Source organism: Rahnella bonaserana (assembly GCF_019049675.1).
Lineage (GTDB): Bacteria > Pseudomonadota > Gammaproteobacteria > Enterobacterales > Enterobacteriaceae > Rahnella > Rahnella bonaserana.
Window position 1 is genome coordinate 158,477 of sequence record NZ_JAFMOW010000059.1, and the last position, 19,290, is coordinate 177,766.

A 19,290-nucleotide genomic window follows, 5' to 3' on the forward strand; every position below is an offset into this window, starting at 1 on the left:
GGCCGCTGGCGGGTCTTGAACACCGCAACCATCAACTGATTGAATAAATTGTCAATTTTTTGTTAAAAATTAAAATTAACCTTATAAACATTGCGGGTTAATAGCTTTCATTGTGTCTATTATAAAACATTCATCGGAAATGCCTATTTATGAATTCGCCACAAACGAAAAAATTAAAGCTCTTATTGCTTATCTGCTTTCGCACGACTCAATAAAAAAAACCCGATGAAAACGTTGATCAGGTTATTTTTTGCCAATATGATGGTCATTCTTTGATAATGATTATCATTCAGATAACCCGGAATACTGAGAATGGCTCAATCGGTAAATGCGTGGTTGCAAGGCAAGATCGACGAATACAAATCGAATGTCCGCGATGCCACCGTGGATTTCTACATGGCTGATGCGGCCTTACGACGCCCTGATGCACACTTGTGTCAGCTCAAACGTTTCAACAACATTTGTCTGGAAATGGCGAACCTGTGCCTGCAAAACGGCGATGATCACAGCTATCTGCATGCGCTCTGCAAATTGCATAACCGCCTGATTCTGGAAATCAACAGTGTTGTCCGCTGTGAGCTCTTTCGTGTTCAGAGTTATCATTTTGCGCGGCATACGTTAAAACTCATTTGTCAGTATTATGCCATGATGGGCATCTGGGAAAAAGCAACGGCATTTCAAACTGACTTTGCAAAACGAGTTCCTTTCCAGCTTTGATTGCAGATCAATGTGTTACGTCGCTCCCTAAACCAAATAAAAAAGGCGGACACATTTTTGATGTATCCGCCCTTCCCTTTAACACGGCGCAGTCAAGCTGATGAATTACCGGTTTGAGTTATCAATCACCATAGTAGTCAGCCTCGACACGCAGCAAAGATTTCCTTTGTCATCAAAAATCTCAATTTGCCAGACCTGACTGCGACGCCCGGCGCGCAATGCACGGCAAACACCGCGCACATGTCCGTCGCGCGCTGAGTGCATATGGCTGGCGTTAATCTCCACACCGACCACCGTCTGACTGCCTTCAGAACACAAATAGCCCGCCATCGATCCCATGGTTTCCGCCAGAACAACCGACGCCCCGCCATGAAGCAGACCAAAAGGTTGCGTCGTGCGGTTATCCACCGGCATGGTTGCTTCCAGAAAATCCTCACCAAGCTGAGTGAATTCGATTCCCACATGCCCGACCATACATCCCTGACTGCGCTGATTCAGGGCATCCAGCGTGGTACTGCGTTTCCAGAGTGACATAATGCTTCCTTAATGGTCAGGGAATGATTTCAAGCAATGCCTGCAACGGATGGCGGACACCGTTACCCTCAATACGTTTAACCTGACTGCGGCATGAATAACCCGTCGCCAGACAACGCTGGCGAGGTAATCGCTGCAAAGAGGTATGCCAGGAAAGCTCGTAAATCCCTAACGAGTTCTCAAGATTTTTAGTTTCATGGCCGTACGTTCCGGCCATTCCGCAGCAACCTACACTTACGTTTTCCAGCTTCGCGCCATAGCGGGCAAAAATATCCCCCCATTGCTTGCCGCTGTTTGGCAAGGCCGTACTTTCCGTACAGTGACCAAACAGATACCAGGATTCGCCGCTTTGCTGCTGTGCCGGACGTTCAGCCAGCCACGCATCCAGCCATTCATGGACCAGTTGTACCTGGAATGAGCCACGTGACTCGCCCAGAATTTCCTTGTATTCATCGCGATAGCACAGCACCAGCGCAGGATCGACGCCGACCATCGGCATACCTAATTGCGAAACACGGTTGAGGAACAGCGACGTTTTCTTAGCCGTTTTCGCAAAACGGGTGAGGAAGCCTTTAATGTGCTGGGCTTTACCGTTAGGCGAGAATGGCAACAGAACAGGTTTTAGACCTAGCTTTTCGATCAACCGGACAAAATCTGCCACCACCTGCGCGTCATAGAAACTGGTGAACGGATCCTGTACCACCAGCACATATTCGCCGCGCTGCACGGGAGGAATGGCCTCAAGTTGTTCCAGCGTCATGGTACTGGCGCGATGCCCAAGCAGTTGCTCACGCAAAGTCGGAGAAGAGAGTAAGGGCAGATCCACCATGCCAATACTTTTCCGGCTCATTTCACGCAACCACGGTTGTTTAAGGAAGAAATTAAACAACTTCGGCGCTTTCGCCATCAGCGGTGCGTAGCTTTCCACACCGGCCACAAAATGATCACGGGCAGGACGCAGATAACGTGTGTGATAAAGCTGCAGGAAACGCGATCGGAATCCGGGAACATCAATTTTAATCGGGCACTGCGTGGAACAGGCTTTACAGGCCAGACAGCCGGACATCGCCTCTTTCACTTCATGCGAAAAATCATACTCGCCTTTATTGGCGTGCCAGGTGTTACGCGTGCGGTCAATCAGGGTGCGCAAACTAAGCCCTTTTTCAGGCAGGGCATTTTCCAGCGCCAGCGGATCAACGCCCTGTTCTGACAGCAGGCGCAGCCATTCGCGCACCAGACCTGCGCGACCTTTTGGCGAATGAATACGGCTGCCGGTGATTTTCATAGACGGGCACATCGGGCTTTTGGCATCGAAATTGAAACATAACCCGTTGCCGTTACATTCCATCGCACCGCGGAAAGACTGACGTACTTCCAGCGGAATACGGCGATCCAGTGTGCCGCGTTTCGCCGCATCCACTTTCATCATCGGTTCATCGCAATCCAGCGGCGCACAGATCTTACCGGGATTGAGGCGGTTGTCCGGGTCGAACACGGTTTTGATCCGGCGTAACTCATGGAACAACTCTTCACCAAAGAACGCCGGGCTGTATTCAGCACGGAAACCCTTTCCATGTTCGCCCCACAACAGCCCGCCATATTTTGCCGTCAGCGCGACGACTTCATCGGAAATTTGCTTGAGCAACATTTCCTGCTGCGGATCGCACATATCCAGTGCCGGACGTACGTGTAATACGCCCGCATCTACGTGACCGAACATTCCGTAGCTCAGATTATGGCTGTCGAGCAACGCCCGAAATTCAACGATGTAATCGGCAAGGTGCTGAGGCGGAACACAGGTGTCTTCGGCAAACGGCAATGGTTTTGCCTGCCCTTTCGCATTGCCCAGCAGCCCGACGGCTTTTTTGCGCATGTTGTAGATGCGCTCTATACCAGGCAGGTCGGCGCAAATCTGATAGCCAATCACACCGCCTTCTTTATCACTCATCAGCCCGTCCAGGCGCTCGCACAATGCGCTCACCTGGTTTTCGATGAGGTCAGCATCATCGCCGGCGAACTCGACAATGTTCAGCCCCTGCATATCTTTGCCTTCAACATCCGTGATGTAGTCACGCACGCTGTGCCAGACAATATCTTCACGCGCCAGATTCAGCACTTTTGAGTCGACGGTTTCCACTGAAAGGGCTTTCGCTTCCACCATAAATGGTGCGTTGCGCAGGGCCGAATTGAAAGAGTCATATTTGATATTGACCAGACGACGCACTTTTGGGATTGGCGTGATGTTCAGACGGGCTTCAGTTATAAACGCCAGCGAGCCTTCTGAGCCGGTCAAAATACGGGTCAGATTGAAGGTTTGCAGATCATCACTCAGCACGTGACGCAAATCGTATCCGGTCAGGAAACGGTTAAGTTTCGGGAATTTCTCTATCACCAGCGCACGGTTGTCGCGGCAGCTGTCGAGAACCGTGCGGTAAATCCGCCCGATGACCGAATCCTCTTCACCCAGTTTATCTGCAAGCTCTGTCGGGATCGCCGTGGTATCCAGCATATCGCCCCCAAGCACAATGGCCCGGACTCCAAGCACGTGATCTGAGGTTTTGCCATACACCAGCGAGCCCTGCCCGGATGCATCGGTATTAATCATCCCGCCGAGCGTGGCGCGGTTACTGGTCGAGAGTTCCGGCGAGAAGAAATAGCCAAACGGGCGCAGATAATCGTTGAGCTGATCTTTAATAACCCCGGCTTCAACTTTTACCCAGCCCTGCTCTGTATTGATATCGAGAATGCGGTTCATATGACGGGACATATCAACCACAATCCCGCGGTTCAAAGACTGACCGTTGGTACCGGTACCGCCACCGCGCGGAGTGAATACCAGCGTTTTAAAACGTTCCTGCCCCGCAAGACGGGCAATCAGTGCCACGTCTGACGTGGCAATCGGGAATAGGACAGCATCCGGCAACAACTGATAGACGCTGTTATCTGTCGCCATCGTCAGCCGGTCTGCATAAGTTGTTGTGACATCACCCGTAAAACCATTCTTTTTTAACGCTTCCAAAAAATCGAGCACCAGCTGGATAACACCCGGCGCCTGAGAAATCTGTGGGATCATTGAATTATGACTCTGTCTTTGTTGTATGCCTGGCGGGCCCGAGGCGACCTGCCGGATCTGACTTGCAGATCCACCTGTTATTTACCCAGAATAAAAACTAACATACTTCGTTTTTCCGCGCTCCGTCTGGTTGCCCTTTGTTGCATTACTTTCATGATGAATCGCAAAAAGCGCGTATCAGCAAAACGCGTTGCAACTAATCTTGCGGCGAGCTATCCAAAAGCAACCGGATGTTCCATGCTTATTTCAGACAGTATGGAGCTTGAATATCCCGGGTTTGAAATACAAAGTATGGAGGCACAGGGTTCGTGCCTTACTTCGTTTATCACATTGAGAAACATGAATGAATCTCCCAATTAAACGTTACGATTTACCTCAGATTATGTTTGGGGTGTTGTTTATTGCACTGATGACCATCGCCAGTATCTGGATCGTTCAGCCCTTTATTCTTGGGTTTGTCTGGGCTGGCATGGTGGTTATCGCGACATGGCCGCTGATGATAAAGCTCCAGCGCCTGCTTTGGGGACGCCGGTTCCTTGCCGTCATCATCATGACTTTGTTGTTGATTTTACTCTTTGTTTTACCTATTGCGATGCTGGTCAGTAGCGCAATTGAAAATGGAGCGCCTCTGGTAGAAATTGCCAGCCATCCTTCCTCATTGCATATGCCCGATTTCCACTGGCTCAATTCCATTCCGCTGGTCGGCCATAAGCTTTACACCGGCTGGCATGCACTGATCAACGGCGGCGGCAATGCGCTGGTGACTAAAGTTCAGCCCTATGTCGGACAAACAGCTGCGTGGTTTGTCACTCAGGCCGGTCATCTGGGACGATTTATTGTTCACTGTTCGCTGATGCTATTATTCAGTGCCTTGCTGTACAGCCGCGGCGAACAGGTTGCTTTAGGGATCCGCCACTTTGCCATTCGCCTGGCCGCAGAACGCGGTGACGCTGCCGTCATCCTCGCAGGTCAGGCCATCCGCGCTGTGGCATTAGGCGTAGTCGTAACGGCAATTGTGCAGTCAATTCTTGGCGGTATCGGGTTGGCGATCGCAGGCATCCCTTATGCTACCGTGCTGACGGTGGTGATGTTCGTTTGCTGCGTTGCGCAAATTGGCCCGCTGCTGATATTAATACCGGCAATCATCTGGCTTTACTGGTCCGGCGACAACACCTGGGGCACCGTGCTTTTGATCTGGAGTTGCGTGGTCGGGTCACTCGATAACGTACTGCGCCCGGTTCTGATCCGCATGGGTGCAGATTTACCTATGTTACTGATTCTCTCTGGCGTTATCGGGGGCTTATTTGCCTTCGGTATGATCGGGCTGTTCATCGGACCGGTCGTGCTGGCCGTATCCTATCGCCTGATTTCCCTCTGGGTACATGAAGCCCCTGAACCAGAGATGGATCCGGAAGAAGCATTGAAAGCACTGGATGAATAATAGCTTAATTAAGTAACTCACTGCGGCGTTGCCAAAATGAATATGGCAGCGCCACTTTTAATTTCCTTCTCATATCCCTGCATTCTACAACCCTCGCTACCGCCTTCATTACCTGCCCTCACTAAATAGTATGAGAATAAACTCTATTAGGAAAATTCTTACAGACTAAATACCTTGAGAAACTTAGTATTATTAACAGTTAGGATTTCAACTCACTGATTTATATACAGGCTTTCCCCTGAGCCGGTATACCCCAAATTGCTGTGTGTAGTCTTTGCCTGTCTCCTATGACGGGCCTTTTTTTTATTTATTGTGCGGTAATTTTTAATTATTTCATGGTTAAATGGCCAGACAAAAATCCCGATTTTTCTGTCACTCCTCCCGGTATAAATATTCACCCGTTAATTTTCAGCAAAAAAGAGAAGGCCATCACTTGTAAGTGACAGCCTTTACTTTATTGTTTTAGGAATTACTTTATGAATCGAATTACTTTTCCGCTAATGCCAGCCACGTTTGTACAACGGTATCCGGATTCAGCGACAGACTGTCGATTCCCTCATCCATAAGCCATTGCGCAAAGTCCTGATGGTCTGAAGGTCCCTGCCCGCAGATACCGACATACTTGCCCTGCTTTTTCGCGGCTCTGATTGCCATCGACAGCAGCGCTTTAACGGCGTCATTTCGCTCATCAAAGAGTTCAGAAACCACCCCGGAATCACGATCCAGACCCAGAGCCAGCTGAGTCATATCATTTGAACCAATCGAGAAGCCATCAAAGTGTTCGAGGAACTGATCCGCCAGTAACGCATTCGACGGAATTTCACACATCATAATCACTTTCAGCCCATTTTCACCGCGCTTCAGTCCCTGATTTGCCAGTTCGGCTACCACGGCTTCCGCCTGAGCCACAGTGCGCACAAAGGGAATCATCACCTCAACATTAGTGAGATCCATATCATTACGCACGCGTTTCATTGCCTCGCATTCCAGTGCAAAACAATCACGGAAGTTGTCTGAGACGTAACGGCCGGCACCACGGAAGCCGAGCATCGGGTTTTCCTCATGGGGTTCATACTTCTCGCCGCCTACCAGATTGGCATACTCGTTTGATTTGAAATCAGACAAACGAACAATGACGCGTTTTGGCCAGAAAGCCGCGCCGAGCGTCGCGATCCCTTCCGTCAGGCGTGCCACATAATATTCACGCGGGCTGTCATAGCCCTGGATCATCTTATTGATGGTTTCCTGCAATTCTGCAGGCTGCTGGTCAAACTCCAGCAAGGCTTTAGGATGGACGCCAATCATGCGGTTGATAATAAATTCCAGGCGCGCCAGCCCGACACCTTCATTCGGTAAGCAGGCGAAATCAAAAGCACGATCCGGATTACCGATATTCATCATAATTTTCAGCGGTAATTTTGGCAGCTCATCGATTTCAGAACTTTGCACACTGAAATCCAGTTCATCCTGGTACACGTATCCTGTATCTCCTTCTGAGCAGGAAACCGTGACTTTCTGATTTTCGGTGAGTTTCTCGGTGGCATCCCCACAACCGACAACAGCAGGAATACCCAATTCACGGGCAATAATTGCAGCATGACATGTACGGCCACCGCGATTAGTCACAATGGCTGATGCTTTTTTCATGATCGGCTCCCAGTCGGGATCCGTCATATCAGTTACCAGAATATCGCCTGCCTTAACGTGATGCATTTCACTGATATCGTGGATGATTTTAACCGGTCCCGCACCGATACGGTGACCGATAGCACGTCCTTCCACCAGTACTTTGCTGCTGCCATTGAGCTGGTAACGTTCCATCACCTGACCGTTTGAACGTACGGTCTCAGGACGCGCCTGCACAATATAGAGTTTGCCGTTATGACCATCTTTAGCCCATTCGATATCCATCGGGCGGCCATAATGTTTTTCGATCAACAGTGCCTGACGTGCCAGCGCCTGCACTTCTTCATCCGTCAGGGAGAATCGTGTGCTCAGTTCGGCCGGCACATCTTCAATCTGGACTTGCTTGCCGTGCTCCTGGCTTGGTGCATAAACCATGCGGATCTTCTTTGAGCCCATGGTGCGACGAACAATCGAAGGTTTTTTCTTTTCGAGCGTTGGCTTGTGTACATAGAATTCGTCTGGATTCACCGCCCCCTGCACGACCATTTCACCCAGACCATAGGCAGAAGTGATAAAGACCACCTGATCAAAACCCGATTCCGTATCAATGGTAAACATTACGCCAGCCGAGGCGAGATCTGAACGCACCATACGCTGGACACCGGCAGATAACGCCACACCGCGGTGGTCGTAACCCTGATGCACGCGATAAGAAATCGCGCGATCGTTAAAGAGGGAGGCATAAACATGTTTCACGGCAGTCATCACCGCATCAAAGCCCTGAACGTTCAGGAAAGTTTCCTGCTGCCCGGCAAAAGAGGCATCGGGCATATCTTCGGCTGTCGCCGATGAACGCACAGCGAAAGAAGCATCCGGCTCGCCTTCAGAAAGCTGCTGATAAGCCTCGCGGATAGCCTGCTCGAGTTCTGGCTGGAATGGCGTCTCAATGATCCACTGACGGATTTGCGTGCCCGCTTTGGTCAGTTGCGCGATGTCGTCCACATCCGTTTTATCCAGCAATTCATGGATACGGTGGTTTACGCCGCTCTGATCGAGAAAATCATTAAATGCCTGAGACGTCGTTGCAAAACCATTCGGAACGGAAACACCCAAATCAGACAAATTGGTGATCATTTCCCCGAGGGATGCGTTCTTGCCCCCGACTTTATCAACGTCGTTCATACCCAGTTGGTTGTACCAGATAACATTGCGTAAATCGGGATCGAGATGAGCCATGAAACAATCCTTTCTTATTTATTTACAGTAATAGTCAACAGGAGTGTAAAACCGGTTATTCAACGGTTGCCTGAAACACTTTTTGTGTCATTAAACAACGCTGTCTTTTTGAGACTAGCATAATGATCCATAGAAGATGGAAAGGTGAATCGATCCAGCAAATCAAACTATTTTTGTTTAGGAAAAATCCAGAGTTCGTACTTTAGTTACTGACGTGGAATGAGCATTATTCCTTATGAATCATGAAGAAGTTATCTCTCTCTCCGGTCTGTGATTCATGCTAACAGAGCTGCTGAAGCTGTGCTGAAGCAAATCAAAAACCTGCGAGGAATCGCGGAAAATTTAAAATGGCATTTCATTTATTACAGCCATTTTGCGCAGTATCTCGCAGCAATGAAGATAAGATGGAAATGCGGAGGAATTACTCTTTTTATTTCCTTCAATTCTGGTTATTACTTAATAAGCACCAAGAGATCGGCGCGAATAAATAAAATGAAGTGATTTAATTCAGGAGACATTTGTGGACAGATGTGTGTTTTACATTTCCGATGGTACTGCCATTACAGCTGAGGTTTTGGGCCATGCGGTGCTTTCTCAATTCCCGGTCAATGCGACCACTTACTCGTTACCTTTTGTAGAAAGTGAGGAGCGTGCGAGAGCTGTCTGCAAACAGATCAATGAAATTTTTGAGAAAACCGGAGCCCGTCCGCTGGTGTTTTACTCGATTATTTCCCCCAACATCCGTGACATCATTCAGGGCAGCGAAGGATTCTGTCAGGATATTGTTCAGTCGCTGGTGGCGCCTCTGCAAAATGAGCTGGGTGTCGACCCCACGCCCATTGCCAACAGAACGCACGGACTGACGGCCAGCAACATCACCAAGTACGATGCGCGTATTGCCGCCATAGATTACACGCTGGCACACGACGATGGCATTTCACTGCGTAATCTCGATCAGGCACAGGTGATTTTACTGGGCGTGTCGCGCTGCGGTAAAACCCCGACCAGCCTGTATCTGGCCCTTCAGTTTGGGATCCGTGCCGCTAACTACCCTTTTACTGCCGACGATATGGATAACATCCAGTTACCAGCGGCACTGAAACCACATATGCATAAACTGTTTGGCCTGACGATTGATCCGGAACGGCTAACCGCAATCCGACAGGAGCGCGTTGAAAACAGCCGTTATGCCTCTTTACGCCAATGCAGGATGGAAGTTTCGGAAGTCGAAGCGCTGTTTCGCAAGAACAAAATACGCTATCTCAACAGTACGAATTATTCCGTTGAGGAGATATCAGCAAAGATTATGGACAGCTTCGGCATGAGTCGTCGTATGTTCTGAATCCATTTCCTGATTTGGGTGGCATATCCTGGCGACAGTGGTTGAATTCATCTGTTTTTGGGTTATTGTGATCGCCATCACTTCCCGGTATTCCTGCCGCAGAGAAGAAACAAATTTTTGAGAGCACCATGTCACAAACAGATGAACTGCGTACGACGCGCATCGACAGCCTGATTACGCCTCAGGCACTGGCAGACAAATTGCCAATTTCCCCGTCGGTCGCACAACACGTGATGGAATCACGTAAACGGATTGAAAAAATTGTCAGCGGCGAAGATCAGCGTTTGCTGGTTGTCGTCGGTCCCTGCTCTATCCACGATATTGAAGCAGCAATTGATTACGCGGGAAAACTGCGCGTATTACGTGATAAGTATCAGGATCGCCTTGAAATCGTGATGCGCACGTACTTTGAGAAACCGCGTACCGTCGTCGGCTGGAAAGGATTGATTTCTGATCCTGAGCTGAACGGTTCGTGCCGTGTGAATGACGGTATTGAGCTGGCGCGCAAAGTCCTGCTGGCCGTCAATGAGCTGGGAATTCCCACTGCCACTGAATTCCTGGATATGGTGATCGGCCAGTATATCGCTGACCTCATCAGCTGGGGCGCGATTGGTGCACGTACCACAGAAAGCCAGATCCATCGTGAAATGGCCTCAGCGTTATCATGCCCGGTTGGTTTCAAGAATGGCACTGACGGCAATACGCGTATCGCCATTGATGCCATTCGTTCTTCACGCACCAGCCACATGTTCCTGTCACCGGATAAAAGCGGTCAGATGACTATTTATCGCACCGCAGGCAACCCTTATGGCCACGTGATCATGCGTGGCGGTAAAAAGCCTAACTATCATGCAGAGGATCTGGAACAGGCTTGCCAGAATCTGGCTGAGTTTGATTTGCCGCAGCGTCTGGTGGTCGATTTCAGTCACGGCAACTGTCAGAAGCAGCACCGCCGTCAGCTGGATGTGGCAGAAGATATTTGCCAGCAGATCCGCAATGGTTCTTCAGCGATTGCCGGTATTATGGCAGAAAGTTTCCTGATAGAAGGCACTCAGGCGATTCATCCTGGTAAACCGCTGGTTTATGGCAAATCTGTGACTGACCCTTGCCTAAGCTGGGAAGATACTGAAACGCTATTGTCGATGCTGGCTGAGGCCACTGACAGCCGGTTCTGATCACTTTCTGATAACCTTTAAAGGGCAACGCTGTTGCCCTTTTTTATACCTGCCGTTCTCCGCGTCTGTCTGATTATCTGCATTTTCTTAAGATCCCCCCGCTATTCCCCTGAAATTAAAGGGTTACCTTGCAGAAATTACATTCCATCAACAAAAATTTTCTTGATGTGTACTTGCAATGATTTGATAATGATTATCAAATTGATATTAATTACTATTACCATATGCGAATTTTCGGGCTACTGACCCGAATGTTTTTACAAATCATTCACATAACATCGCGAGTTTTTACCTGCCAACGGGCAGGTGACTTAGGCTAACGAGGAGACAGCAATGCATTCAGTTCACTATCAGGATTATTTACAGGCTAAAGACGCTAACCCAGGTAAATACGCCCGCGATCTGGCGGCGATTTTGGGCATCAGTGAGGCGGAATTAACCGCATTACGCGTTTCCCATGATACCGCACGACTTGATGTGGACGCCCGCACATTGCTGGCTGCTCTGGAAAATGTCGGTGGAACAAAATCGATTACCCGTAACGATTTTGCCGTTCATGAACAGCAAGGTCGTTATGAAAATCAGCATCTGAATGGTCACGCAGGACTGATTCTGAACCCGCGCGCACTGGATTTGCGCCTGTTCCTGCAACACTGGCAGCATATTTTCAGTATGTCTGAAACCACGGCCCGTGGCGTTCGTCACAGTATCCAGTTTTTTGATGCTCACGGCGATGCAGTGCATAAAGTCTATAACACCGATGAAACCGATATGGCAGCATGGGACGCACTGATTGCTCAGTACAAAAGCGACGTCAATCCGCCATTGCAAATTGAAGCAGCTCCATCGGCTCCGGCCCTGAAAGTGGCCGATGCCCATGCTATCGATGCAGAATGGCGTGCTATGACTGATGTTCATCAATTCTTCCAGTTGCTGAAACGCCATGGCATCACCCGTCAGCAAGCCTTTGAAGCAGCAGGTGATGACCTTGCATGGCGCGTTGAAAACGGCTCCCTGACCCGTTTACTGAATATCGCCAAAGAAGACCAAAACGAAATTATGATTTTCGTGGGGAACCGTGGCTGTGTGCAAATCTTCACCGGCCAGATTGAAAAAGTGCTGCCGCACGGTGAGTGGATCAACGTATTTAATGAACGCTTCACACTGCATCTGGTGGAAAGCGCCATCGCGCAAAGCTGGATCACCCGTAAGCCAACCAAAGACGGTTTCGTCACCAGCCTTGAGTTGTTTGCCGCCGATGGCACTCAGATTGCGCAGCTTTACGGACAGCGTACCGAAGGCACGCCGGAACAGACTCAGTGGCGCGAGCAACTGGCTCAGCTCAGCGGCGAAGGCGTTGCGGCATGAAACTCTCCCTGAAAGCTCTGCTCGCTGCCAGCACTTTGCTGGCGACACCTTTGCTGCATGCGGCTGAAAAGCTGGTCAGTATAGGCGGAGATGTCACTGAAATTGTTTACGCCCTTGGGGCGGGCAATGAACTGGTGGCACGCGACAGCACCAGTCTGCGTCCGAAGGCGGTACTGGCACTGCCGGATGTCGGTTATATGCGCCAGCTGAATACCGAAGGCATTTTATCTCTGCATCCTTCAATGGTACTAAGCAGCGAGCTGGCAGAACCTTCGCTGGTATTGCAGCAGTTATCGCAAAATGGCGTAAAGGTTGTCCGCGTACCAGGTACGCCTTCAATTACTACCGTTCCTGAAAAAATCGAAGTGATAGCCGGTGCCCTGAACCGTCAGGCTGAAGGCGAAAAACTGATTGCCACTTATCGTTCACAGCTTTCGACCATTCGTCATGACGCGCTGCCGGTGAAAATGCTGTTTGTAATGAGCCACGGTGGCATGTCTTCTATGGCGGCTGGTCAAAATACAGCGGCGGATGCGATGATCACTTCCGTTGGCGCAAAAAATGCCATGCAGGGATTCAGCCGCTACCGCCCGCTTTCTCAGGAAGGCGTGATTGCCAGTGCCCCGGATATTCTTTTGCTGACTGCAGACGGTGTAAAAACGCTCGGCGGGCTGGATCAGGTGTGGAAATTACCGGGCGTGGCGATGACCCCTGCGGGCAAGAACAAACGCGTTTTAGTGCTGGATGATATGTCGCTGCTGGGCTTTGGTCTGCAAACTCCGGTCGTAATGGCGCAACTTCGTCAGGCCGCGGAACAAGTGAAATGAGCAGCATGAGCCCTCCAATGCCATCACGACGGCGCTCGCCGGTTTGGGCGCTGATTGCACTCGGCGGCGCTCTGCTGGTTCTTGCTATTCTGGCAGCCAATACCGGCGCGATGGCATTGTCGCTCAGGACGTTAATTTCGCGTCCTTTTGACGATGACCTTTGGCAGGTCTGGCTGAGCATACGCTTGCCACGTGTGTTACTGGCTGTGGTGGTCGGCTGTGCGCTTGCCAGCTCAGGTGCGGTAATGCAGGGGCTTTTTCGCAATCCTCTCGCGGATCCCGGCCTGCTTGGGATCAGCAGCGGTGCGGCGCTGGCCGTTGCACTAACGATTGTCATGCCGCTGGCCCTGCCTCCCCTTCTGGCTCTTTACAGCCATATGATCAGCGCCTTCTTCGGCAGTCTGGCGATTTCAACCATTGTCTTCACCCTGAGCCGCTTCGGGCATGGCGGATTATCGCGTTTATTACTGGCGGGGATCGCCATCAATGCACTATGCGGTGCCGCCGTAGGCGTGCTGACTTATGTCAGCGACGATCAGCAGTTGCGTCAGTTCTCGCTCTGGAGCATGGGCAGTCTGGGACAGGCACAATGGCCGACGCTGGCCGTTGCCTCTTCGCTGATCCTGCCAGCGTGCATTGCAGCGTTTTTCATGGCGCGTCGTCTGAATATTCTGCAACTGGGTGAAGAAGATGCGCATTACCTGGGCGTGAATGTCCGCCGTACCCAGTTGCAGTTATTACTGCTCAGCGCGTTGCTGGTGGGTGCTGCGGTAGCGGTTTCAGGCGTTATCGGCTTTATCGGGCTGGTGATACCGCACCTTTTGCGTATGCGCATTGGTGCCGATCACCGCTGGCTGTTGCCGGGTTCAGCCATGGCCGGTGCCTGCCTGTTGTTACTGGCGGACACGCTGGCCCGCACGCTGGTCGCTCCTGCAGAAATGCCGGTGGGCCTGCTGACCAGTTTGATCGGCGGCCCGTATTTTCTCTGGCTGATCCTGCGGCCGGGAGTACCACGTAATGTCTGATATGACCTTATCCATGATGGCTGAAAACCTGACGTATTCTGTCAACGGCCGTTGTTTGATTGATGACGTTTCGATGAGTCTGGAAAGTGGTGAAATGGTGGCTCTGATCGGGCCAAACGGTGCCGGTAAATCGACGCTGATGCGGATGTTGACCGGTTATCTGTCACCTCAGTCGGGACAATGTTCGATGATGGGCAAACCGCTGAGCGACTGGCAACCACAAGAACTGGCTCGCACTCGTGCAGTAATGCGCCAGAACAGTACGCTGGCTTTTGGATTTAGTGTCCGCGAAGTGCTGACACTCGGGCGTTCGCCCCACGGCCAGCAAAATATGCAGCGCGCGATGGCAGAGGTGATGGCGCAGACCGGCTGTCTGAATCTGGCTGAGCGTGACTATCGCCAGCTATCCGGCGGTGAACAGCAGCGCGTTCAGCTGGCACGGGTGTTGATCCAGCTGTGGCAACCTGAACCTGCCCCGCGCTGGTTATTTCTCGATGAACCGACTTCAGCGCTCGATTTATATCATCAGCAACATGCGCTGCGCCTGTTACGTCATCTGACGCAACAGACACCGCTGGCCGTATGTTGTGTCCTGCATGATCTGAATCTTGCCGCATTGTATGCCGACCGGATTATTTTACTGCATAGCGGCAAAGTGGTCGCCAGCGGGACACCGGCTCAGGTGCTGAGCGAAGAAACGCTGAGCCGCTGGTATCAGGCCGACTTAAACGTCTGTCCACATCCTGACACCGCATTGCCTCAGGTTTTTCTGCGCCAGTAAGTGCGTTGCAGAAAATGAAAAAGCCACAAGGCATTTTGCTTTGTGGCTTTTTTTGTCAGCTCGAGCAGGAGATCTCCAGGTGCTTTCCCCAGTCCGGCGGCAGTGCCGCCATCGGGTCATATTGCGCCGCGTCACTGTATGGATCACGCAGTGCCTGATGCAGCTGAGTCAGCGCACTGATATCATCTTTTTCGGCACGTTCAATGGCCTGCTGCGCCAGGTAATTCCTTAATACCATCCTCGGATTACATTGTTTCATCGCATCCTGACGGGTCGCGTCAGCAATGTCTTCCGTTTGCAGACGCTGCCGGTAAGCCTGATACCAGCTGTCGAAAGCAGCACGATCAATAAACTCATCCCGCAGGGGGGAGCTGGCCTGTTGCTGTTCGGTGTGACTTAACATCCGGAAGGTTTGGGTGAAATCCCGGCCCTCTTTCGCCATCAGACTCAGTAAACCGGTCAGCAGGTCGTTGTCCTGTTTATTCTCGGTAAAGAAGCCCAGCTTACCGCGCATCAGCGTACCGTACGCCTTCATCAGCGCCGGCTCATATTCACCGAGCGCCGCCTGTAACTGTTCTGTAGTCATCAGACCGGACAACGTCTGCGCCAGTCGATGCAAATTCCAGTAGGCCACGGCAGGCTGATTATCGTAGCTGTAACGTCCCTGATGGTCTGAATGATTACAGATGTAACCCGGCTGATAATCATCCAGAAAACCGAACGGACCGAAGTCGATGGTCAGCCCGAGAATAGACATATTGTCAGTATTCATCACGCCATGAGCAAATCCGACGCTTTGCCATTGCGCCATCAAACTGGCGGTGCGTTGCACCACTTCTGTAAACCAGCGCTGATAACGCAAAGATTCAACCGGTTCACTTTCCAGCAATTCCGGCCAATGGTGAGCAATCACATAATCGGCCAGTTGCTTCACCTGTTCTGGCTGTTTACGGTAATAGAAATGCTCGAAATGCCCGAAACGAATATGGCTTTCAGCCACGCGGATCAGCATCGCACCTCGCTCCGGCTGTTCGCGAAATACAGGCTCATCGCTTGTAGCAATCGTCAATGCGCGGGTGGTGGGAATGGATAAATGATGCAGCGCTTCTGAGGCGAGAAACTCACGAACAACAGACCGTAATACTGCGCGCCCATCACCCATGCGCGAATACGGCGTCAGCCCGGCGCCCTTCAGGTGCCAGTCAACACGTTTGCCGCCAGGTAAAACCTGTTCTCCGAGCAAAATGCCGCGCCCGTCACCCAGTTGCCCCGCCCACACACCAAACTGATGCCCGCTGTAGACCTGCGCCAAAGGCAACATGCCCGGAAAGAATTTCTCACCGCACCAGTATTCACGGTGATCGGCGCCAAAAAGGGATTCATCTAACCCCAGTTCCTGCGCCAGCGACTCGCTGTGGTAAAGCAGACGCGCACCTTTGAGGGGTGTCGGTTGCAGCGCGGTGTAAAAACCGGGCAACTGGTCTGCGTAATGGTGTTCGAATTGTGGCATAAATCCCCCTTTTCTTTAGTGTAGGTCTGCTCCGTCGCGATTAACACGGAGTAAATGCAGGGAGATTACTGACGCGCGGGATAAAAAATCCCGTAACAGCAGGTGCTGACCGGGATCTCCAGTATCAAGACGGCAGTGACGATGAGTGAAATTGAGCAGGCTGGTTAAGCAGGCTGTCGAGCTCAGCGGAGTCAACGCCTGGCCACAACAGGCCTTTTACGCCCTGTATGTCCTTTTTATGCAATGCATCGAAATACTCCTGACTGTCCAGCCCGTCCACCACAATATTGCGGCAAAACCGGTTAACATTGCGGATTAATGACGGCATCACGATGGTAAAATGCTCACCCTCATAAAGTTGCCAGAAGAGGTTTTTATCCAGTTTCACCCACTGGAAAATATGGTCGAAAACCGGCGCCATCGTAATATTCCCGGAGCCAAAGTTCTCCAGCCACAAGGTGAAATCTTGCTTAAGTGCGACCAGTTGGGCGTTGTTTCTGCCCAGAGAAAGTTGCGGAAATGATTCGCTCAGATTGAGGTGAATAAAAGGATGGACCTTAAATGCCTCGCGTAAACTTTCATCCCCGAGTAATAAAGCCACCTGCTTTTCTTCAACACTGATATTCAAAATAACCTGATTTTCGTTAAACCATTGAGCATGCTGATTCGCCCAGACTTGCTGTTCATTGAGAAAACGCAGTAATTGCTGTGGCGTGAGAAGATTCAACACCAGTTCTGTGGGCATAACCAGCTTGCTGTCTGCACTAGAAAAACGGCAAATTAATTCAACGGCAAGCAATTTCCCTTCAATGGTGTAGACCGGCTGACACAGATAGCTACTGCTAAAGGCCGTATCGAATTGTATTTTCATTTTTATCCAAAACATCAACGGCACTGCTAATTGATTAATAACCTTTTTGACTATCAATCAGATCATAAAAATGCCGGAGCCCCGAGGCGTAACCGAAACGTTAGAGAAATTGATATCAAGAAAGAGCCAGTCCGGTGGTCGGTACACAAAGACTACGGTGCTGATAGTAGCGAAATTAATCGTTGCAAGATGTAATCCCCCTTTCTCACCTTCTGTATGAGGGAGATGCCAGTCAATACAGGGGTTTCAGACTAATCTTATCGTCAGGAGAGAAAACACGCAACGTACAGTGTGAGCCCTGCCAGACATATTCAGAAAAATTAACGGTCACTATTTGCGCTATTGTCTTCGCAGAACCATCTGCAAATATTTTAGTTAATGGTTATAGTGTCTTATGAGATATGGCGCAAGTTATCCGCTTGCAAGTGAAGTATTCACTCAAAGCGTTTTCACTCCTCTAAACGAATAATAAATCTGAGGTTATTATAAAAATGTCAGTCTCGTTATGGTTAAAAGAAACGGTACTGGAAAGCCGTACGATCAGTTTGCATCCTTTACGTCATGACCATGCAGATGCACTGGCTGAAGCGGCCGCCGATGGGGAATTATGGCAGCTGTGGTTTACCTCCGTCCCCCGCCCGGAAACGGTTGGAAAGTATATTGCTGATGCACTGAGTGAACAGGCGGCAGGGCGCGCCCTGCCGTTCATTGTCGTTCATAACCAAACACAGAAAGTTATCGGCACGACGCGATTTTCTAACGCCGATGTGAAAAATCAGCGGCTGGAAATCGGCTTTACCTGGTATGCGCAACGTTTCCAGCGAACCTCTGTAAATACCGAATGTAAGGCACTTATGCTGGAGCATGCGTTTGAACAACTTCAGGCGATTGCCGTCGAATTCAGGACTCACTGGCATAATCATAAATCACGCGCAGCGATTATCCGTCTGGGCGCTAAACAGGATGGGGTCTTACGCAATCACAGCAAAAATGCTGACGGGAGTTATCGTGATACGGTGGTGTTTTCCATCATTGACCATGAATGGCTGATGGTGAAGAGAAGCCTGCAACACAAGCTGAGCCGTGGCTAAATATTTCCCGGAAAACGCTTATCGACAACTCACTCGGCTGCACCAATAACGGCGCAGGGTTCAGGCTGCCAGTAAAAACCTGCGCGCAGAAGATGCAGCATTTTCAACGTCAGTGTTGATTTTCTACACCACTCCCGCCAAAACGTTCGTAAGGGACTTATGTGACATCTATCAGTTATGCTGTGGTTCGTTCATTCCAGGCGTCGGTATATTGAATATTGCCATCAACATACTTCCAGGTGATTTTCTCATAACGAAGTGCAACATTTTCCATATGGCCTGTACCAGGACAACCACGGGTATCGTGCATCATTGGCGTTACAGAAATAACCTTTACTTTTTCAAGCAAAATGTTGAAGTACTCGACCTCTTGCCCTGCATCGTTGATGCAATACCACTTAATTTCAGCAGAGTGCAAAGTTTGCCCCGTCCCTACTGCCTTGTATAAGTAAGGACTTGATGAGTCGATTTCCTTGTCGAACTGGAACGGAGCATGTTGTCGAGTGCCTGTGAGTTTCCCTGTGTTGCTATCAGTTGGAATACTCAGGTTATGATGAATGGATCTTAGTTCTATGCTTCCTTCACGATCTCATACATCAGATGAACCACGGATATTTGCTCCGCCATCGTCTTTAAGCCATAAGTGAACTGGTACAGCCATGGGTATAGCTCC

Annotated in this window: 14 protein-coding genes, 1 other RNA gene and 1 pseudogene; 10 read left to right on the top strand and 6 right to left on the bottom strand. The window is 50.3% G+C overall.

The features are described 5' to 3' along the window. Positions 1 to 312 precede the first annotated feature (312 nt). On the top strand, positions 313 to 717 hold the full coding sequence (locus J1778_RS09485; RefSeq protein ID WP_112287950.1) for a hypothetical protein: 405 nt from the start codon (positions 313 to 315) through the stop codon (positions 715 to 717). Between the two features lie 105 nt (positions 718 to 822). Here J1778_RS09485 and J1778_RS09490 read toward each other — a convergent pair whose 3' ends face one another. Together J1778_RS09490 and ydiJ are read right to left on the bottom strand one after the other, a co-directional pair. Next, positions 823 to 1,251: a hotdog fold thioesterase gene (locus tag J1778_RS09490; RefSeq protein ID WP_217172958.1), complete on the bottom strand. Its 429-nt coding sequence runs from the start codon at positions 1,249 to 1,251 to the stop codon at positions 823 to 825. Positions 1,252 to 1,267: 16 nt separating this feature from the next. Next, positions 1,268 to 4,324 carry a D-2-hydroxyglutarate dehydrogenase YdiJ gene (gene ydiJ / locus J1778_RS09495; protein WP_217172959.1) on the bottom strand — a complete coding sequence of 1,019 codons (3,057 nt, stop codon included), beginning with the start codon at positions 4,322 to 4,324 and terminating at the stop codon, positions 1,268 to 1,270. A 343-nt stretch (positions 4,325 to 4,667) separates the two neighbouring features. On the opposite strand from ydiJ, the gene ydiK reads away from it, so the two are divergent. After that, complete coding sequence (gene ydiK, locus J1778_RS09500; protein WP_217172960.1) at positions 4,668 to 5,765, top strand: AI-2E family transporter YdiK; 1,098 nt, start codon at positions 4,668 to 4,670, stop codon at positions 5,763 to 5,765. A gap of 195 nt (positions 5,766 to 5,960) precedes the next feature. Further along, an RNA gene (rprA, locus tag J1778_RS09505) (antisense sRNA RprA) lies at positions 5,961 to 6,071 on the top strand. Positions 6,072 to 6,251: 180 nt separating this feature from the next. Here rprA and ppsA read toward each other — a convergent pair. Beyond that, positions 6,252 to 8,627, bottom strand: coding sequence for a phosphoenolpyruvate synthase (ppsA, locus tag J1778_RS09510; RefSeq protein WP_217172961.1), 2,376 nt, complete (start codon positions 8,625 to 8,627; stop codon positions 6,252 to 6,254). A 520-nt stretch (positions 8,628 to 9,147) separates the two neighbouring features. Between ppsA and ppsR the strand changes: the two genes are divergently transcribed. The 6 genes from ppsR (at position 9,148) to J1778_RS09540 (ending at position 15,145) form a co-directional block, all read left to right on the top strand. After that, on the top strand, positions 9,148 to 9,969 hold the full coding sequence (ppsR, locus tag J1778_RS09515) for a posphoenolpyruvate synthetase regulatory kinase/phosphorylase PpsR (RefSeq protein ID WP_112287956.1): 822 nt from the start codon (positions 9,148 to 9,150) through the stop codon (positions 9,967 to 9,969). A 128-nt stretch (positions 9,970 to 10,097) separates the two neighbouring features. After that, positions 10,098 to 11,144: a 3-deoxy-7-phosphoheptulonate synthase gene (locus J1778_RS09520; RefSeq protein ID WP_217172962.1), complete on the top strand. Its 1,047-nt coding sequence runs from the start codon at positions 10,098 to 10,100 to the stop codon at positions 11,142 to 11,144. Positions 11,145 to 11,477: 333 nt separating this feature from the next. Continuing rightward, positions 11,478 to 12,512, top strand: coding sequence for a hemin-degrading factor (locus tag J1778_RS09525; RefSeq protein WP_217172963.1), 1,035 nt, complete (start codon positions 11,478 to 11,480; stop codon positions 12,510 to 12,512). Continuing rightward, positions 12,509 to 13,339 (top strand): heme/hemin ABC transporter substrate-binding protein, encoded by an 831-nt coding sequence (locus tag J1778_RS09530; RefSeq protein WP_217172964.1) that lies wholly within the window; start codon positions 12,509 to 12,511, stop codon positions 13,337 to 13,339. Before J1778_RS09525 ends, J1778_RS09530 begins: the two co-directional genes overlap by 4 nt. After that, a complete protein-coding gene (locus J1778_RS09535; RefSeq protein WP_274388743.1) occupies positions 13,336 to 14,364 on the top strand; it encodes a FecCD family ABC transporter permease in 1,029 nt (342 codons plus the stop codon). Before J1778_RS09530 ends, J1778_RS09535 begins: the two co-directional genes overlap by 4 nt. Next, positions 14,357 to 15,145, top strand: a complete 789-nt coding sequence (locus J1778_RS09540) for a heme ABC transporter ATP-binding protein (protein ID WP_217172965.1) — start codon at positions 14,357 to 14,359, stop codon at positions 15,143 to 15,145. The genes J1778_RS09535 and J1778_RS09540 overlap by 8 nt, the downstream gene beginning before the upstream one ends. Before the next feature lie 55 nt (positions 15,146 to 15,200). Here J1778_RS09540 and J1778_RS09545 read toward each other — a convergent pair whose 3' ends face one another. Both J1778_RS09545 and J1778_RS09550 read right to left on the bottom strand, forming a co-directional pair. Next, a complete protein-coding gene (locus J1778_RS09545; RefSeq protein WP_217172966.1) occupies positions 15,201 to 16,655 on the bottom strand; it encodes a protein adenylyltransferase SelO in 1,455 nt (484 codons plus the stop codon). Between the two features lie 124 nt (positions 16,656 to 16,779). Then, complete coding sequence (locus J1778_RS09550; RefSeq protein ID WP_217172967.1) at positions 16,780 to 17,526, bottom strand: EAL domain-containing protein; 747 nt, start codon at positions 17,524 to 17,526, stop codon at positions 16,780 to 16,782. 491 nt (positions 17,527 to 18,017) lie between these two features. Between J1778_RS09550 and J1778_RS09555 the strand changes: the two genes are divergently transcribed. After that, positions 18,018 to 18,617 carry a GNAT family N-acetyltransferase gene (locus J1778_RS09555; RefSeq protein ID WP_217172968.1) on the top strand — a complete coding sequence of 200 codons (600 nt, stop codon included), beginning with the start codon at positions 18,018 to 18,020 and terminating at the stop codon, positions 18,615 to 18,617. A 175-nt stretch (positions 18,618 to 18,792) separates the two neighbouring features. Here the strand turns inward: J1778_RS09555 and J1778_RS09560 are convergent. Next, positions 18,793 to 19,278: pseudogene (locus J1778_RS09560) on the bottom strand (Hcp family type VI secretion system effector). Positions 19,279 to 19,290 lie beyond the last annotated feature (12 nt).

What these genes read in the sequence shown, in the direction of transcription:
- J1778_RS09485 (WP_112287950.1), top strand. Translation starts at nt 313, where the DNA reads ATGGCTCAATCGGTAAATGCGTGGTTGCAAGGCAAGATCGACGAATAC.
- J1778_RS09490 (WP_217172958.1), bottom strand. Translation starts at nt 1,251, where the DNA reads ATGTCACTCTGGAAACGCAGTACCACGCTGGATGCCCTGAATCAGCGC.
- ydiJ (WP_217172959.1), bottom strand. Translation starts at nt 4,324, where the DNA reads ATGATCCCACAGATTTCTCAGGCGCCGGGTGTTATCCAGCTGGTGCTC.
- ydiK (WP_217172960.1), top strand. Translation starts at nt 4,668, where the DNA reads ATGAATCTCCCAATTAAACGTTACGATTTACCTCAGATTATGTTTGGG.
- ppsA (WP_217172961.1), bottom strand. Translation starts at nt 8,627, where the DNA reads ATGGCTCATCTCGATCCCGATTTACGCAATGTTATCTGGTACAACCAA.
- J1778_RS09520 (WP_217172962.1), top strand. Translation starts at nt 10,098, where the DNA reads ATGTCACAAACAGATGAACTGCGTACGACGCGCATCGACAGCCTGATT.
- J1778_RS09525 (WP_217172963.1), top strand. Translation starts at nt 11,478, where the DNA reads ATGCATTCAGTTCACTATCAGGATTATTTACAGGCTAAAGACGCTAAC.
- J1778_RS09530 (WP_217172964.1), top strand. Translation starts at nt 12,509, where the DNA reads ATGAAACTCTCCCTGAAAGCTCTGCTCGCTGCCAGCACTTTGCTGGCG.
- J1778_RS09535 (WP_274388743.1), top strand. Translation starts at nt 13,336, where the DNA reads ATGAGCAGCATGAGCCCTCCAATGCCATCACGACGGCGCTCGCCGGTT.
- J1778_RS09540 (WP_217172965.1), top strand. Translation starts at nt 14,357, where the DNA reads ATGTCTGATATGACCTTATCCATGATGGCTGAAAACCTGACGTATTCT.
- J1778_RS09545 (WP_217172966.1), bottom strand. Translation starts at nt 16,655, where the DNA reads ATGCCACAATTCGAACACCATTACGCAGACCAGTTGCCCGGTTTTTAC.
- J1778_RS09550 (WP_217172967.1), bottom strand. Translation starts at nt 17,526, where the DNA reads ATGAAAATACAATTCGATACGGCCTTTAGCAGTAGCTATCTGTGTCAG.
- J1778_RS09555 (WP_217172968.1), top strand. Translation starts at nt 18,018, where the DNA reads ATGTCAGTCTCGTTATGGTTAAAAGAAACGGTACTGGAAAGCCGTACG.